General features: G+C 56.6%; 12 protein-coding genes and 1 pseudogene. 8 read left to right on the top strand and 5 right to left on the bottom strand.

Annotated features, from left to right (window positions below; genetic code table 11):
- Nucleotides 1–31: 31 nt before the first annotated feature.
- Nucleotides 32–161: pseudogene (locus NAC44_RS08695) on the top strand (IS6 family transposase); the annotation flags it as partial.
- 141 nt (nt 162–302) lie between these two features.
- Here NAC44_RS08695 and NAC44_RS08690 read toward each other — a convergent pair.
- A complete protein-coding gene (locus NAC44_RS08690) occupies nt 303–2,015 on the bottom strand; it encodes a CocE/NonD family hydrolase (protein WP_250940018.1) in 1,713 nt (570 codons plus the stop codon).
- A gap of 433 nt (nt 2,016–2,448) precedes the next feature.
- Here NAC44_RS08690 and NAC44_RS08685 point away from each other — a divergent pair, with 433 nt between their 5' ends.
- Nucleotides 2,449–3,168: a TetR/AcrR family transcriptional regulator gene (locus NAC44_RS08685; RefSeq protein ID WP_250940017.1), complete on the top strand. Its 720-nt coding sequence runs from the start codon at nt 2,449–2,451 to the stop codon at nt 3,166–3,168.
- A 184-nt stretch (nt 3,169–3,352) separates the two neighbouring features.
- Here the strand turns inward: NAC44_RS08685 and NAC44_RS08680 are convergent, their stop codons facing one another.
- The 3 genes from NAC44_RS08680 to NAC44_RS08670 are packed head-to-tail and all read right to left on the bottom strand — an operon-like array spanning nt 3,353 to nt 5,843.
- Nucleotides 3,353–4,492 carry a DegT/DnrJ/EryC1/StrS family aminotransferase gene (locus NAC44_RS08680; protein ID WP_250940016.1) on the bottom strand — a complete coding sequence of 380 codons (1,140 nt, stop codon included), beginning with the start codon at nt 4,490–4,492 and terminating at the stop codon, nt 3,353–3,355.
- Between the two features lie 4 nt (nt 4,493–4,496).
- Nucleotides 4,497–5,543 (bottom strand): Gfo/Idh/MocA family protein, encoded by a 1,047-nt coding sequence (locus NAC44_RS08675; protein ID WP_250940015.1) that lies wholly within the window; start codon nt 5,541–5,543, stop codon nt 4,497–4,499.
- 3 nt (nt 5,544–5,546) lie between these two features.
- Entirely contained in the window at nt 5,547–5,843 is a 297-nt protein-coding gene (locus tag NAC44_RS08670; RefSeq protein ID WP_250940014.1) for an acyl carrier protein, read from the bottom strand.
- A gap of 283 nt (nt 5,844–6,126) precedes the next feature.
- Between NAC44_RS08670 and NAC44_RS08665 the strand changes: the two genes are divergently transcribed.
- The 3 genes from NAC44_RS08665 to NAC44_RS08655 are packed head-to-tail and all read left to right on the top strand — an operon-like array spanning nt 6,127 to nt 11,215.
- Nucleotides 6,127–7,296 (top strand): citrate/2-methylcitrate synthase, encoded by a 1,170-nt coding sequence (locus tag NAC44_RS08665; RefSeq protein ID WP_250940013.1) that lies wholly within the window; start codon nt 6,127–6,129, stop codon nt 7,294–7,296.
- A 3-nt stretch (nt 7,297–7,299) separates the two neighbouring features.
- Complete coding sequence (locus tag NAC44_RS08660; RefSeq protein ID WP_250940012.1) at nt 7,300–7,962, top strand: class I SAM-dependent methyltransferase; 663 nt, start codon at nt 7,300–7,302, stop codon at nt 7,960–7,962.
- 4 nt (nt 7,963–7,966) lie between these two features.
- Nucleotides 7,967–11,215 (top strand): acyltransferase domain-containing protein, encoded by a 3,249-nt coding sequence (locus NAC44_RS08655; protein WP_250940011.1) that lies wholly within the window; start codon nt 7,967–7,969, stop codon nt 11,213–11,215.
- On the opposite strand, the gene NAC44_RS08650 is transcribed toward NAC44_RS08655, so the two are convergent.
- Nucleotides 11,179–11,715: a hypothetical protein gene (locus NAC44_RS08650; RefSeq protein ID WP_250940010.1), complete on the bottom strand. Its 537-nt coding sequence runs from the start codon at nt 11,713–11,715 to the stop codon at nt 11,179–11,181. The two genes, NAC44_RS08655 and NAC44_RS08650, sit on opposite strands and share 37 nt — an antisense overlap.
- Nucleotides 11,716–11,961: 246 nt before the next feature.
- On the opposite strand from NAC44_RS08650, the gene NAC44_RS08645 reads away from it, so the two are divergent.
- From NAC44_RS08645 to NAC44_RS08635, 3 genes are all read left to right on the top strand, one after another.
- A complete protein-coding gene (locus NAC44_RS08645) occupies nt 11,962–13,239 on the top strand; it encodes an acyltransferase domain-containing protein (RefSeq protein WP_250940009.1) in 1,278 nt (425 codons plus the stop codon).
- Nucleotides 13,240–13,276: 37 nt separating this feature from the next.
- Nucleotides 13,277–13,798: a DUF6622 family protein gene (locus NAC44_RS08640; protein WP_250940008.1), complete on the top strand. Its 522-nt coding sequence runs from the start codon at nt 13,277–13,279 to the stop codon at nt 13,796–13,798.
- A 121-nt stretch (nt 13,799–13,919) separates the two neighbouring features.
- Nucleotides 13,920–15,245, top strand: a complete 1,326-nt coding sequence (locus NAC44_RS08635; RefSeq protein WP_250940007.1) for a TCR/Tet family MFS transporter — start codon at nt 13,920–13,922, stop codon at nt 15,243–15,245.
- The last annotated feature ends 52 nt before the right edge of the window (nt 15,246–15,297 follow it).

Below are 15,297 nucleotides of genomic sequence, written 5' to 3'. Positions count from 1 at the left end.
CGCCGCGCAGGCCCCAGGATTTTTAGGGCGACAGCCGGCTCTGCAACGCTTCCTGTCTGCCCATGATCAAATCAACACGATCTTCCGCCATCTCATTCCGTCATGCTCGGGCTGATGCTTTCGGCCTGTGGGACGGCTACGCCGTGGAAATGGCTGCCTGATGTATAAAACCGGCGACCAATTCCAGCCAATCTCAAACAATTGGCAATACCAGTTAAAGCGCTTCAATGTTTCTTTGAAACACTGAAGCGCTCTATAAGCAGCAGGTTCCATGCTCAAGGCGGATTGGCGTGGATCGCCTCTCACGCCCCCGGAATATAAGGGGTCAGCAGCTTTGAATCGTAATCGCCACCGAAGTGAATGACGTGGCGACCCTTGTTGATCGTTGGAATCGGCGGGATCTGCGGAAATTCCGGTCGCACGAGAAGATCGGTCCCGGTGACGATAAGCTCAAGCGTTTCTCCCGGCTGCCAGCGAATCCCGTAGGGCCAAAAGCCGATCTCAACGGGAACGATCTCACCCGGCCGCAGCTTCATCGGTTTATTGAAGTCCATCCAGGGCTGCAATAGGCTGGAGCGCTCGGGGTCGGTTGCCCGCAGGGACACCCTGAGGCGTCCGTTTGGGCCAATATGGGTTCGTTCAGTCACGACCGGGCATTCCCGAATCTTGCCGTCACAATCACGTTTACGCACGAAGGCAAACAGATCTATGTCGTCATTGCCCTCGGCCTCTACCCAGAGCTTCAGATTGAAATAGCCGGTCAGTTCGGTCAGTTCGTCGAACTTGATCGTGAAGCTCACGCCTTCCTTGGCATGAACGTCATAGGAGACCTTGGCCTGTTCTGCCTGCGGTTGCGTAAGCAGGACCGGGCTGCCCTTCTCAAGGCCGAGATAGAGCGGCTTGACAACCTGGCGTTTGAGCGGGAATTCCGCTTCGCTACGGTTGATGACGTCGCCATTACCCGGATCGAAGACGCAAAGACGTACGCGGGGTGTCGCTTCCCAGCCGTTGTCGATGTCTTTGAGGTAACGATCGAAGAAGCGACGCAGATCATCGACATGTGCAGGCGTATAATAATCCGTCCATTCATGGGTGTTGTGCACGCGCAGCCACTTGTCCTTCGATGCCATGGACATCCAGCCGCGGAACGTGCCTTCCGTATGAAGAAGGTTGGTCCACGCCGCCACCACATAGGCTGGAACGTTGATCGTCTCGACGGGGGCAATCTTTGTCCGCCAGTAGTCGTCCAGCAAAGGATGGGCGGCCGTCATGGCGGGAATATCTTCCAACAGGCCATTGCCGCAAAGGCGGCTGAAAATACCGTTGGAGAACAGCATTTCCGGGATGCCGCCGCGGCAGCTTGTATCGCGATAGATATCGCAAGCGCCTTCCCATGGCGCAATCGCTGCCAGATGTGGGGGATGCTTTGCGGCCACGAACCATTGTGACATGGCGAGCATGGAATTGCCGGTAAGGCCCACTTTTCCATTCGACCAAGGCTGCTGACCCGCCCACTCGATCAAGTCATATTCATCTTCCGGTTCCTGCCTGCCCCAGGCATGAACGTCACCCTCAGAGTGAAAGATGCCGCGGCTGTCGGGCGCGAGCACGACATAGCCGTGCGCCACCCAATAACCGGGATTGGGACCCTCAAACTTGTTGATGCCATCTTCCCATTCCAGCGGAACATCCATGCGGGTAGGATGTCCAAAGCCTCCATTGGTGATGACGCTACCGCGCTTTCCATAGGGGCTCCACCCCATGATGACCGGATATTGCCCCTCCTCCGTGGGGCGGTAAACATCGACGCGAAGTTTCACGCCGTCGCGCATCGCCACTTCCACATCCTGATCGACGCGAATGTCCGATTTCAGGGGCATGCCGCCTTCCAGATGCACACTCCCTTTTTCCAGGACATAACTGCGTTCATTCAAGCCCGGATATGCCGATTTCTCAATGGGGGCGGCTTTCCGGAAGATGACATCCAAGCCATCCAGTTTCTTCATGATATTCATTTGATCCTCCTCACCCAGAGCATCGGCCGAAAAGTGGGAACCAGTTTCCGGAAACATCCGATGCGTCAACACACTGTGGAGCAGCGGATCAATTCCGATGTTCGATCCGATGCTCTAACTCCCTGTTTTCACGCAATTTCAGGCGAAAACCCCCTGAAGTTTCTACTGGAATTGCTCTTGCCCTTACCTCTGCGAAAACGAAACCGCAGGAGTGGCCACCTTTCTCCTCAAGGTGAGCCATAGGACATCTGATGCTACCCCAACCCATAAATAATGCAACAACCGTTTAATTAATTGTTCGCCAGGATTCGTCTTGTGGAGTGTGAGCTGCTGCACAGCCTTCACACGCACAGCCCCGGATACATTCGCATTGTGCAGACTTGTTTCTGAAGCCAACTTTGCCCACACTTGAAGCATCGAGGCGGGAAAGAGCATGAGTCAATCGCAGTCAAATGAAGAAAAACGGCGTCAAGTCAGGGCTTCACGTGCCGGGCGACCGCGGCTCGGCGCGGACAAGGGGCGTGAAACCATTCTCTGGAATGCGTTGCAGTGTTTTGCCAGGCGTGGCTATGATGGCGTTCATCTTCGCGATCTGGCTCAGCAGGCTGGTGTGAATATCGCACTTGCGAATTATCATTTCGGTTCCAAGTTCGCCCTCTGGCAAGCCTGCCTGGAACAGCTTCAGTCCAGGGCAACTGAGGCGGTCGTTGCAATCGGATCATTAGAAGCGGCGGACCTTCGTTATCCGCAGAAGCTCGTCAATGCCTATAGGATCTTCATCCGTTTCAATTCCGAATATCCTGATTATGGTCTTTTTATTCTTCAGGAAATGTTGGCCCCCGGGGAGCGTCAAGACTCTGTGAAAAAGCTGCTCATCGATCCATTTCAGGAGGTGCTGATGCCGCTTCTGTCAGAAGGGGCCGAGCAAGGCTTCATTCAGACGAATGACGTCATGCTTCTGTTTTTCACCCATTCGGTCGCCATTTCGCATGTGGTTGCCGCACAGGGCTTGATGGGGCAATTTTTTACACCGGAAAGTCGCAGGAAAGAGACTTTGAAAGAGCTTTTGACCATGATGGTCCGCTCCGCGACGGGAGCCTTTTCACAAGAGTTCGAAGAGGCGGTCGGAACCTGTCTCGACTTTGAAAAATGAACCCTTGCGGCAAGATTGGCAGAAGAGTCTGGAGCTGTTTTGTCTGGAAATGCGTCATGAAAAAGAGTGAGAGCATTTCAGTGTTTGCGTGAAACACTGAAATGCTCTTTGAAACGCAAAGTGCTGTCATGTGCCGCGGCAAAATGGGAGTGGATGATACAAGGCTTCCGATCCTGGCGGGCATTCAACGCGTCATGGCTGAGATTGCGTTCTGGAATCTCTGTGGCAGGCTCTGGAGCATGGAGGTTTCAAGCCCTGCCGGTGTTTTGATCAAAATGCCATGTGACGCTTCCTGTGTTGCAACGGGGCAGGCATTATCAATGAGCTTTCCCGCATGGCCTGGCCATGTGAAAATGGACTGGCCCTGCAAGGTCGGATCGTAGTCATCAATGCGGGCAGGCAGGCCTTCATTCTGCAGGGCTTTTACAACATCGGCACGCGCGCTTGCATCCTTAACGCGAAAGCGGACCTGATACCATGCCCGCTGACCATCCGCAGGGGCGCGCTGCAACCCGAGACCGCAGGCCTCTCCCGCCTGTTCCAGTGCCGCCGCCGCCTCTGAAAGCAGAAGCTGCTTTTCGGCAAAGCGTTTCAACTGGCCGCTGCCAAGTGTGAGCGCCAATGCGTGGGGCCGTAATTTCAGCCCGATCGCATTTCCACGCCAATTGCCCACTTTGAGATCATGCGGGACCCGGTTGACATGGCCATCAATCATCATGGCTTCGTGGAGATGCGCGTGATCTGTGACCGCGCAGCCAAGCTCCCCCCCACTGATCAACTTGCCAAGCCCGAGAGAGAAGCAGGTGATATCAGCATAGGCAGCCAATGGCTTTCCCCGCAGGAGCGCTCCATGGGCGTGAGATGCGTCTGATATGATCGGCAAATCCGTAACCGCGCGGAGAGCCTGTAAGTCTGCTGGCACCCCCCAGGGGTGATGCACCAGAACAGCGCGCACCTCAGGGCTCAGGGCTTGTTGCAAGGCTTCTGGCGAGAGGGTCAACCCAGAGGGTTCGACATCGCATACCTTGACCTTTGCGCCGGTGGCCAGAACGGCCGCGGCCATGCCGTGAAAGCCGTAATCCGGCACGATGACTTCATCACCCGGCTCGACCCCCACAGCGCGCAAGGCGGCATAAATCGCAGATGTGCCGCTATTCATGGCAATGGCATGGGCTGCTCCGGCAAATTTGGCGAAATCCCGCTCGAAACGCGCCAGAATCCCGCCAGAAACGACGTTGATCTGCCCTGTCCGCAGCTGTTTCACCACGCGCTCGATGTCGCTCTCGTCGATCTCCTGAAAGCTCTGTTCCAAGGATGGCATCATGGCGTCATGCCTCCCGTGCTGAGGCGTAAAGCTGTTCAATCACGCTGCCCACCACGGCGGCATGGGCCAGATCGGCTCCCGTCTCCACCCGGGCCTCCCCGCGAATATGGCTGATGAAATCACGCGCCTGATCGCGATGAGAAACGCCATAATACTCCGTTCCGGTGGCTACGGGCGGCAGAGCGGCCAGATCCTCATCGAAACGCTTGCGCCAGCGGCGCATCTGGGCGCGATCTTCGAGCTGGAAGCGATGCAAGCGGTTCGGGAAATTGATATCGAAAGCAATCATGCCTTCTGTTCCGATCAGTTCAATATAGCTGTTCCACGTTGCACCCCCGGCACCTGTCAGGGTCAACGCGCCCATGGCCCCACCGGCAAAACGCAAGGTTGCCGTCAGGGTATCTTCGGTTTCCATGGCCTGCGGCGCACGCAATGTGCCCATATTCGCGTGCTGACTCTCAAGGGGGCCGGCAAGCCACAGGATGAGTTCCAGAATATGATAGGCCTGGTTGATCAGAACCGAGCCTCCTTCCCTGGGTAATTTTCCGCGCCATGGACTGTCTTGATAATAGGCCAGAGGCCTTTGGCATTCGAGGTGTCCACGCACCAGCGCAATGCGCCCGAGCGCACCGGATTGGATGAGGTGATAGATGGAAATGACCAGCGGATCGTAGCGATGCTGGGCAACAGGCATGGCCACGAGACCATTTTCGGATGCGATGCGACCGATGGCGCGGATCTCGTCCCCGTTCAAGCCGCAAGGTTTTTCCATCAGCACATGTTTGCCACGCGCCAGCGCCTTTTCAGCAATGGATTGGTAGAGAAAATGCGGCAGGCAGAGCGAAACGGAATGCACATCCGATGCGTCAAGAACCGCATCGATATCAATTGCGGCTTTGGCAATTCCATGCGTTTGGGCAAAGCCGGAGGCGATCTCCGCATCGATATCGACGGCATGCGTCAGTGTAACGCCCTCTACCGCGCGAAAAGCATCCACATGATTGACGGCAATTCGACCGCAGCCGATGATAGCGTGACCGTGATTGTTCATGGCTCAGGCCGTCCGCACGATGGAAGCAGGGGCCGCGGTGGCGTGCTCGTTGATGAAGGCAATCAATGCACCAAGCGTCATTTCGCTGCGCACGGTATCGCCATCCTGAAGCAGTTTTTCATAGGGCAATTTGCGACCGAGTTTCATGTCGATCTTGGCCAGAAGATGCATCATCTCAACCGATGAAAAACAGAGATCGGCAGACAGCCGCGTTGACTCGCCAATCTCGCCATCGGCTTCCTGGTCCCAATCCTCAAGGATTTCAAGGATGCTGTTCCTGATCAGCTCAGCAATATTCATGGTCGTGGCTCCTTGTCATTCAGGGGTAAGGCATTCAGGGGTAAGGCGTTCCCGGTTGCCTGCAATTCGTGCGCCTCTTTTCAGCGCTCAGCATCCGTAGAGATGAGCGTTTCAGACGTTCTATCGAGCCGGGGACGAGGTTCGCCATACAGTTGAAATGCAGTATTGCCGTTTCCCGCCAGCCCGGCCGATAGTGCCCTGACAGATCATCGTGGTTCTCCCGTCATGCGGAGCTTGATCGTTCACCGGACATCGATTGTTCACCGGAAAAGGAAAGATCGTCATGCGTTATCACGGCACCAGCATTGATGGTGTGTCCATCGATCCGGATGGTTTGGAGGTTCGTGGTGTCGATCTGGCCGAGATTATAGCGTCCTACCGCTACACAGAGGCCATCCTCCATATTTTGACAGGCAAGGGGCGGGATGGAGCCCGTGGCGACATTCTTGATCGTGGCTTTTGTCGTCTGCTCGCGCGATTGAGCGGGGATGAACCTGCTCTGGCATTGTCTGCCCGTGCAGCCCTTTTGGGCAGTTCGGCCATTGAGGCCGTGGCCGCAGGCTTGCTGGTCCCGTCTCCTTTTTCGCTTGATGAGGCCACCCTTGCCGATCTGGATATCGCGCCAGACATCGGGGAAGCCTTGGCGTTGATTGCCGTCTTGCCGGTGATGCTGCGATTTGCGACCGGACCCGATACGGCAAAGGTGGCCTTGGCAGGCATGCAGGCTGCACAAGGACAAGGGCAGGATCAGGGTCAGGGGCTGGATTTTGTAAGCAGGCTTCACCGCCTCTTTGTCGAGGATCATCATCCTCTGGCCGCACAGCGCAGCGCGTCTCTGGGATTGGAACGGGCCCTGGTGGGGTGGCATGGCGGTTTCGGCTATCTGCCTCCCAGCGTGATGATCCCCCGTATTTCGATCGGGACCGGCGTGCCATTGCGCCATGCCGTCTCTGCCGGTTTTGGGGCCGGAGGACCGATGCATATCGGAGCAACCGAATATGCTGTCCGTGTTCTGCTCACCATGTTGTCGGCGATGGAGCAAGGCTTGTCCGCCAATGAGGCCGCCAAACGGGCGGTGGCGCATATCCGGGAAAACGGTTTGCGTCTTCCCGGCTTTGGCCACCCGTTGTTCAACAAGGATCCACGCCCGGATGTATTGATTGCCGCCGCACGGCCGCTTCTCGAAGGCAGTGCCGTTCTGTCTGCGTTCGAGGCGCTGCAGGTGGAAGCCAGGTCAAGCCTTGATCTCTTGCCGAACATCGATTCTGCCATGGCAACAGTGTTCATTGCCTGTGGCATTACCGATCCGAAAACAGCGGCAGCATTGTCGCTCTGCTCAAGGGCAGTGGCCATGCTGGCCCACTGTCTGGAACGGCGGACGAAACCAGCATTCGGTGTCACCAGCCGGATCGCACGGGAACATCTTCATTCATTACCAAAAGATTGGATTTAAGCGATGAGAAAGAACCTGAGAAACCTGCACGATGCCGATCAATATGACGCCTATGCTTCCCAGGCCATGGGGCCGTGGGATGAGCTGGTGGTACAGCGCGCCGTTGAGCTGAAGCCCGAATTGGCAGGGGATCGTTGTTTTGTGGATGTGGGCACAGGCACAGGTGTCATTCCCGAACTGGTCGCGGGCTACGGCGAATATGATGGCTTCAGTCTGATTGGCTTTGAATATTTCGACGATATGGTGGAGCGCGGCAATCAACGCATTCAGGCCGGTGTCTACAAGGACCGCATCAAGATTCTCAAGGGCGATGCCCATGCTCTGCCATTGCCCGATGCCAGCGTCGATGTTCTGGTCTGCCGCGCAACGCTGCACCATCTGGAAAAACCTGTTGTGGCGCTGAAGGATATGGCCCGGGTGCTCAAGCCCGGTGGTATTGCCATCATTCACGACCCGCGCCGCGATGCACCAGCCGAAATCCTCAAGGCATTCAATGAAATGCGTGCCAAGGTGGGCTATTCTCCAACCACGCTGGACGAGAAATTCACCCTTGACGAGGTGCGGGCGCTGGTGCGCGAAGCCGATCTTGCTGCGGTCAGTGAGATCAATGTCGCAGACGGCATGGCTGCCCTTGGTTTTGAACTTCTGATCCGCAAGCCGGCATAAACGCATGACCGAAGCACCGCATCACCTTTTAGCCTTGTCGGGTGCCAGCACTGCAGATCTCATGCGCAAAGGGCAAGCCCTGCTTGCCGCGCTTGAGACGAGCAAGACCCTGATCCCTCTGTTGCCTCGAGAGATGGGGGGCAGTCATGGTGCCGTTCGCCTCGCTCTTGTGGCATCGACACCGCAAGAGGCGGGTGAGCGGCTTTCGTCCGCGCTCAAGCGGATTGGCAAGACCCCTGATAGCGCGTTCATGAGCAACAATGGAACCAGCTATACACCGAAAGCTGCCGAGCATCTGCGTGTTGGCTTTCTGTTTCCGGGGCAGGGGGCGCAATATGCCGGTATGCTGGCGGATTTGATTGCCGCTTTTCCCCGCCTGCGTCAGGCTCTTGCCCATTTGGACGCCATCACGCCACCTTCGGCGGATGGCGCTCCGCGCCCCTCGAAAGCCATTTTGCCGGATGCTGATCCGGCTGCGCTCAATGCCCTGTCGAGCGGCGGTATTGCCTCGCTGATCTGCGGGCTTGCTCTGGCTTTCCTTCTGGAAGAGATCGGGATCAAGGCCGATGCGGTTCTGGGTCATTCAAACGGGGAGACCACGGCACTTGCCTATGCTGGTGTGTTCGGGTCCCGCGAATTGATGCGCAACATTGGCTATATCGGAGAAAACGCAGCAGAATTTCGCCATGTCGACACGAGTAAGCATGCTTCTGGCGTTCGTATCAGCGGTATTCTGGCCACGGACAGGGCAGAGGTGGACGCCGTTCTCAAACAGTTCGGCAATCAAGCCCATATCATGCTCGATAATTGTCCCCGGCAGTTGATCGTCCATGTGCATAGCGGTCTTGCAGATCAGTTTGAAACACGCATGAAGGCAACCGGAGCCTTCGTTTCAGCCGTTCCCTTTAATCAGGCCTATCATTCACCGCTGATGCAGGCCATTCATGGCCGTCTGCTGTCCAGCCTGAGACGATGCTGCATTGCATCTCCCGAAATCGCCCTCTACAGCGCGGCGAGGGTGGATCGCTTTCCATCTGCGCCCCGTCAGGTGGCGGAACTGGCCGCCGAGCAATGGATCAAGACCGTGCGTTTCGGTGCGACTGTCGAAAAAATGCAGGCGGACGGCATTCAGGCATTTGTTGATATCGGCCCGCAGGCACTGCTCTCCGGCTTTGCAGAGAGCGTCATTGCCGATTCCTCACGTCACTGTTTTGCGCTGGATAGCCGGCTGCGCCCTTCGTTACATCAGTTTTTGAGGGCTGTGGGCCAGCTTTTCATCTCCGGTGCTGCTGTCGATTTTCAGACCCTGCTCAGGGAACGTGATGATGTGGATCTGTCGATCCCACCGCTCGACGTGTCAAACGGCGCGCGCACCATAGCCTCTGTGACAACAGACAGCGCACCGGCTGAAAAGCAAAAGGTGGGACCATCCGCGGCAAATGACAGTCGTGCGGCAAGAGCAGACGTCACCGCTGTTGCGGATGCCATTTCCCGTTCGAAGGATCAGACGGTCGCGGCACCGGTCCAGCTGACGGCGCTGCGTGGGCATGGAGCCGTCCGCGCCCGTCTTGCGGAAGATTATTTCGACCTGATGCGGGATTTTCTCGATCAGCAGACCCGCATTGCGGGCGCCATTTTTGCAGGACAAAGGGTGTCTGCTGTCTCTCATGCTCCGGCGATAGCCGCACCCTTGTCAAAACCCTTGTCAAAACCGATCCGGCAAGACAGCAGCCGGGCAAGCCTGTTCGATCGGGTCCAACAAACCGCTGACGGTGCTGTTTGCACGCTCCGTCTGACGAAAGACGATCCATTCCTGCGGGATCATACCCTCTCAGCGCGCCCAACCGAACGTCGGGCATCGGGACTGCCTGTGGTTCCCTTTGCCACCAGTGTGGAGCTTTGCGCTCTGGCGGCCCGCGAAATCTTGCCTGGTGTTGTCACCGGTATTCGCTCGGCCAATGGCCACCGCTGGCTCGCGCTGGACCATGGCACGCTCGACCTTGAAATCAAGGTGACCCGGCAGGGGCCGGATCGTGCCCATGTGGTGATTTACGATGTGCAAAAGGGAGAGCGTCTCAAGGCTTTCGATGCCATCGTGCTGTTTGCCGCCGCCTATGCGCGGGGCGGAACCGTCCGTGATCTCGGGCCGCTGATCGCCAGTGCCCGCCGCTTCGATCTTGACGAATACCGTGACCGCTGGCTCTTCCACGGACGTTCTTTCGATATTCTGCGACGGCTGGACGGCTGGTCGGATAAGGGAATGCAAATGCGGGTGGTTCAGCCACCTGCGCGCTGGATTGTCCGCCATGGCGCTCATCCTGATGCTGCCACGCATGGTCATCTCATCGATGGCGTTGCCCAGGGGCTTGCCTACTGGTTCACGCAGGTGGATGATTCCCACTTTACGGCCTTTCCCTATACAATTGATTCTATTGATATTCATAGCCCACCGCAGCCGGAAGACCATGTCTTTGCCATGCATATGGAATGCCAGCGTGGTTTTGGACGCCTATCAACCGCAGCCGATCTTTCAGACCCCGAAACAGGTCAGGTTATGGTCAAGGTCAGTGGTCTCAATCTGAAACCTTATGAGCTTCCTCCAAGCTATATCACCATGCTCTACAGCATTGCGGATCGGTCGGATGCATCGCAAACCGTCAATGTCGGGCCTTATCATCTACGGCTTATCAGTGAATGGACACCGGGCTTTCTGCAGCAGTCGGATGCTATCTTTCAAAGAGCCATGGCCCATGTGGCGTTCACTGCGGCAGAGCGCCAAAGCTGGTATGCCTTGCCGGAAAAGGGAGTGCAGCGTGTTGACTTCATGCTGTCGCGGATTGTCGCCAAGGAAGCATCGGCCGCATTGGCACCTGTTGGCGAGCGCGAGCTGAGCCAGATTGAAATCATCCAGCATGAACGAACCGGATTCACCATTCAAAGACAGGATGGCATTGCGCAGGCTGTGCGCATCGCATCGGTCCACGGTGCGGCTGTCGCCTTGGTCCTGGCAAAAGAGGCCGCATGCGGGGTTGCTCTGGCCGTCTTGAAAGGAGCAGACAGTGCGGATGTCTATCGCAATACGGCTCTTGCTGCCGCAAAACAGGCCGTGCCGGATTCAGACCCAGCCTTGGCCGTCCTGAGCCAGCTTTCGTCAGACGGGGCGCAGATCAGAATGGGAGACACAAACCTGCATGTCTGGTTTGCAGAGCATGGTGGCTATCTGCTCGCGGTTTCAGGGGAGAATGCCGGATGATGGATCATAGGGAGTCCGCTGACGCCATTGGGCTGAAAAAACAGAAGCCTGCGGCTTCCGTTCCCTGTCTTTGGCTTTTGGAGGTCCTGCAAAATACGCCGCTCCTGAGTGAAAGCGTGTTGATCGTCGATCGAGACGAGGCCCTCTTCAGCGAGTTGATAACCCTTTGGCATCGCTCCGAGCAGGGCAATGGCGCAGCGATCGTGCTGATCCTGCGACATGAGAACGGCGAGCCTGATCTTCGTTTGCGTTTCAGCAGCCGCCAGCACCGCCAGGCCTTGATGCAGGTCGATCTCATCAACGCGACCGGTCGCCCCGCCAACAGGGAGGAAGGACAGCTTCGTTTCGGTTTTCAGGGAGGCGTCCTGAATGTCACACTTCCCGGCACAAGCCAAAGGAGCCGCTTGGCCGCCGCCGTTTTTGCCGTGCTGCAAGGCCTTTTGCCGGCAAACAGCGCACTTGCCAGCCAGCCTCCGGGCGGCCCTGCCATTGTCGCCCATGAAGCCATTCCGGTGCATGTTCGCGAACCCGTCGAATTTGCGCTGACTGCCGGCGAGACACTGGGGCTGAGGCCAATGGCCAATCCACCTGTTGAGCCGGGTCGTGCACGGCTTTTTCTGTTGAGCGCGACATCACCTGCGGCTTTGAAGGAGCGGCTGATTGCGTGGAACATGGGATTGCCGAAAACCGCGCCTTTTCTCTGCGAAGAGTTGGGTGAAGGCCCAAGACCTTTCCGGCTTGCGATCGTGGCCGAGGATGATGCAACGTTCAGAACGCGCATCCATCAGGCCATTGCCTGGTTAGAGCGCAATCCCGAGCGACAAAGACGCCAGCAGAACGGTCTCTGGTATAGCCCATCTCCCATCGATAACCCACGGATAGCGGTGATGTTTCCCGGCCATGGGGCGCAATATCCTGCAATGCTTTGCGCGCATGAAAGACATATCCCTGTTGTCCGCAGCTGGTTTTATGAACTCAGCCAAATTTATGGCCAAGGCATTCATCCCTGTCCGCTGCGGCATCTGCCGATCAAAGGTGAGACGGACGCCGAGCGCCAGCATCTTCAGTCCATCTATGCGCTGGAAGGCGGCGGCGTGCATGGGATGATTGGATCTGTAGCACTCTACCATGCTCTGCGTCTGGCGGGGATCGAAGCCGATATTCTGTGCGGTTATAGCAATGGCGAAAATGCCGCCATGATTGCCAGTGGCGTGGCGGCCTATCGAAGCATAACGGATCTGTTTGAGCGTATTGCCGGTATTGCAACCGCAGGCCAAGGCGGGTTGTCCCGCGGCGAGATCCCGCTGGGTGCCACCCTGTCAGTCACTTTCGCAGAACCGGATCGGCTCCATGATGCATTGGCAAATATCGCTCTTGACCTTGATCTTGTTGCCTCCAACAGTCCGTTCAATTTTGTGCTTTACGGCGCGTTTGATGCGATCCAGGCGGCCCGCCCTCTTCTGGAGGCAAAAGGGGCAATTGTTTTGCCACTTCCCAACGACCGTTCTTATCATACGCCCCATTTTGCCCCCGAACTGCCCTCGATGCGCGAGGTTCTGGATCAGATTCCCTTTCAGAAAGGCCGCCTTCCCGTCTTTAGCTGCAGTGCGCTGACGACGCTGCCGGGAGACAATCCAAAGGCGTTGCGCAGCATGGCAACACAACAGTATGTGACGCCGGTGCGCTTTCGTGAATCCATTGATTTGCTCTCAGATAAAGGAATCAATCTGTTCATTGATGTCGGGCCACGGGGACAGCTTGCGGCCATGGCGCGCGAGACGCTGCCTTCTGGCTCAGCCATGGTGGTTGAGTGCGACCGACGCGATCAGGACGGCTGGTATGTCATGATGGCGGCACTGGCGCAATTGCACGTGGCTGGCTTTTCACCAAAACCTGAAAACTGGTTTCAGCCCGCCAATGTGGCCCTGAAAGGGGATAGACTGCTATCATCGCTCACGGCAGATGTCTCCCCAACATATGGTTGCCGGACTGAAACGGTAAAATCGTTCTCCTGCATACTCTGACAGATTTTCATTCACGTCATAACGCAAGGAAGTGACAATGCAGTTCGTTCTCGCCGTTTTAAGCAATACACCCACCTGGGTCTGGGTCTTGTTCGCTTATCTGATCTTGCGCGGCATCAAGGCGTTGTCTCCCCGGGCACAGAGCCTCAAGCGCATGTTCCTGATGCCGGTGATCTTCCTGGTCTGGTCGTTGATCATTATGCATGCCGACTTCGGAATGAGCGAGGTGGCTTTTACCAGCTTCTTTATCCTTCTGCTGGTGGGCCTGCCTTTTGGGGCCAATCTGGTCCGTCCGCTGCCATCCAGCTATCGCGACAGTGAAACAGGCCTCATTCATCGGCCCGGTTCACCGATCACCCTGATCCTCGTGCTGATCTCCATTTCCTTCAAATATGTGATGAGTGTTGCCATCGCGCTGTCGCCGACACTCGACGCAAACACCGCTTTTCTTCTTGTCTACGGTGGTGTTTCAGGTCTGGTGGATGGTATTTTCTGGGGCATGTCCGGTTTTCAGGTCAGCCAGGCTCTCTCGGGTCGTGCGGCGCCCTCGGCCCGTTGATCGAGCCTATACCTGTTTGATGACCTTGGGCATGACATCGTTACTGCCCATGCATATGGGATGACGATATGACCGCAATGCAGCGGAAACGGAATCGATCCGGTCCGTCACGTTATTGTTCATGCATCGGATATTTCCGAAAATCGATTTTTACCTTTTATTTTTTAAGCATCATCCAATCGATCCTCGTTTCACGCCGGTCGGATCATGCTCTCAGCGAAAAAGGTCACAGGAGCGCATGACCCGATTCTTGCCACGGTTTTTCATTTTAGTCACTGTTGTTATTGATGCTCTTGGCATCGGCTTGATCTTGCCGGTGATACCCAATCTGCTGGTCGAACTTGAAGGGGGCTCGATTCGTTCTGCCGCCTTGTGGGGTGGGGCTCTCACCACGCTTTTTGCCGTCATGCAGTTTTTATGTGGGCCGATAATTGGCAGCCTCTCGGATCGCTTCGGGCGAAGGCCTGTCATGCTGATGTCACTTCTGGTCATGTCTATTGATTGCCTGGTGACAGCCTTTGCGCCGAGCATCTGGTTTGTGGTGGCCGCGCGTGGCGTGGCAGGCATGGCTGCGGCCACACATACCACAGCCTATGCCTGCTTTGCAGATATCTCTGAAGAGGGGGAAGAAGCAAAGAACTTCGGTCTTCTTGGTGCTGCTTTCGGCCTTGGCTTTATCATGGGCCCTGTCGTGGGGGGATTGCTGGGGCAAAGCGGCCCCCGGGCACCGTTTTTGTGCGCGGGCATTCTGGCGGCCCTCAACATGATGTTCGGCTTTCTTGTCATGCCAGAAACCGTCAGCGCTGCCAATCGCCGCGCCTTTGACTGGAAGCGTGCCAACCCTGTTGGCGCCTTTCTCCATCTTGGCCGAATGAAAGGCATGATTGGCCTGATGTGCGTGGCATTCATCAATGCCGTTGCCTTCTATGTGTTTCCCTCGGTCTGGGCCTATTATTCCGAAATGAATTTCGGTTGGTCCCCGGCTATGATTGGCATATCTCTCAGCACATTCGGTGTTGCGCTGTTCATCGTACAGGGTGTGTTCATTCGTATCATCGTCCCGAAACTGGGCGAGTACCGCACGGTGATCATAGGCTTTGCGGTGGATATCATTTCATTCGCGGTGATCGCGCTTGCCACGCATGGATGGAATATTTTTGCCCTTGCCCCGTTTTCCGCCTTTGGTGCCATTGCCGGCCCCGCCTTGAACGGCCTTGCCAGCCAAAGAGTGCACGGCAACGAGCAGGGTGAATTACAGGGGCTGTTTCAATCCGTTTCCGCTGTTGGCATGATTGTCGGTCCGCTCATCATGACGACAACCTTCTATCACTTCACGTCGCCTGTTTTTCCCGTCAGGTTTCCGGGTGCTCCTTTCGCGCTTGCCAGTGTGTTGCAATGTCTGGCGCTCGCGCTCTTCGTTTCGCTAGGCCTGCGAAAACCCTCTTGACCAAGGAACACAGCAAGAGCGCCGATCTGGTTGGAACAGATCGGCGCTCTTA

Source organism: Allorhizobium sonneratiae, from assembly GCF_023700755.1.
Taxonomy (GTDB): Bacteria; Pseudomonadota; Alphaproteobacteria; order Rhizobiales; family Rhizobiaceae; genus Allorhizobium; species Allorhizobium sonneratiae.
This window is presented reverse-complemented; position numbering and strand designations above follow the sequence as displayed.

Bases quoted from the DNA above. Each gene is read 5' to 3' on its own strand.
- NAC44_RS08690 (WP_250940018.1), bottom strand. From the start codon at position 2,015: ATGAATATCATGAAGAAACTGGATGGCTTGGATGTCATCTTCCGGAAA.
- NAC44_RS08685 (WP_250940017.1), top strand. From the start codon at position 2,449: ATGAGTCAATCGCAGTCAAATGAAGAAAAACGGCGTCAAGTCAGGGCT.
- NAC44_RS08680 (WP_250940016.1), bottom strand. From the start codon at position 4,492: ATGATGCCATCCTTGGAACAGAGCTTTCAGGAGATCGACGAGAGCGAC.
- NAC44_RS08675 (WP_250940015.1), bottom strand. From the start codon at position 5,543: ATGAACAATCACGGTCACGCTATCATCGGCTGCGGTCGAATTGCCGTC.
- NAC44_RS08670 (WP_250940014.1), bottom strand. From the start codon at position 5,843: ATGAATATTGCTGAGCTGATCAGGAACAGCATCCTTGAAATCCTTGAG.
- NAC44_RS08665 (WP_250940013.1), top strand. From the start codon at position 6,127: ATGCGTTATCACGGCACCAGCATTGATGGTGTGTCCATCGATCCGGAT.
- NAC44_RS08660 (WP_250940012.1), top strand. From the start codon at position 7,300: ATGAGAAAGAACCTGAGAAACCTGCACGATGCCGATCAATATGACGCC.
- NAC44_RS08655 (WP_250940011.1), top strand. From the start codon at position 7,967: ATGACCGAAGCACCGCATCACCTTTTAGCCTTGTCGGGTGCCAGCACT.
- NAC44_RS08650 (WP_250940010.1), bottom strand. From the start codon at position 11,715: ATGGGCGACAATGGCAGGGCCGCCCGGAGGCTGGCTGGCAAGTGCGCT.
- NAC44_RS08640 (WP_250940008.1), top strand. From the start codon at position 13,277: ATGCAGTTCGTTCTCGCCGTTTTAAGCAATACACCCACCTGGGTCTGG.
- NAC44_RS08635 (WP_250940007.1), top strand. From the start codon at position 13,920: ATGCATCGGATATTTCCGAAAATCGATTTTTACCTTTTATTTTTTAAG.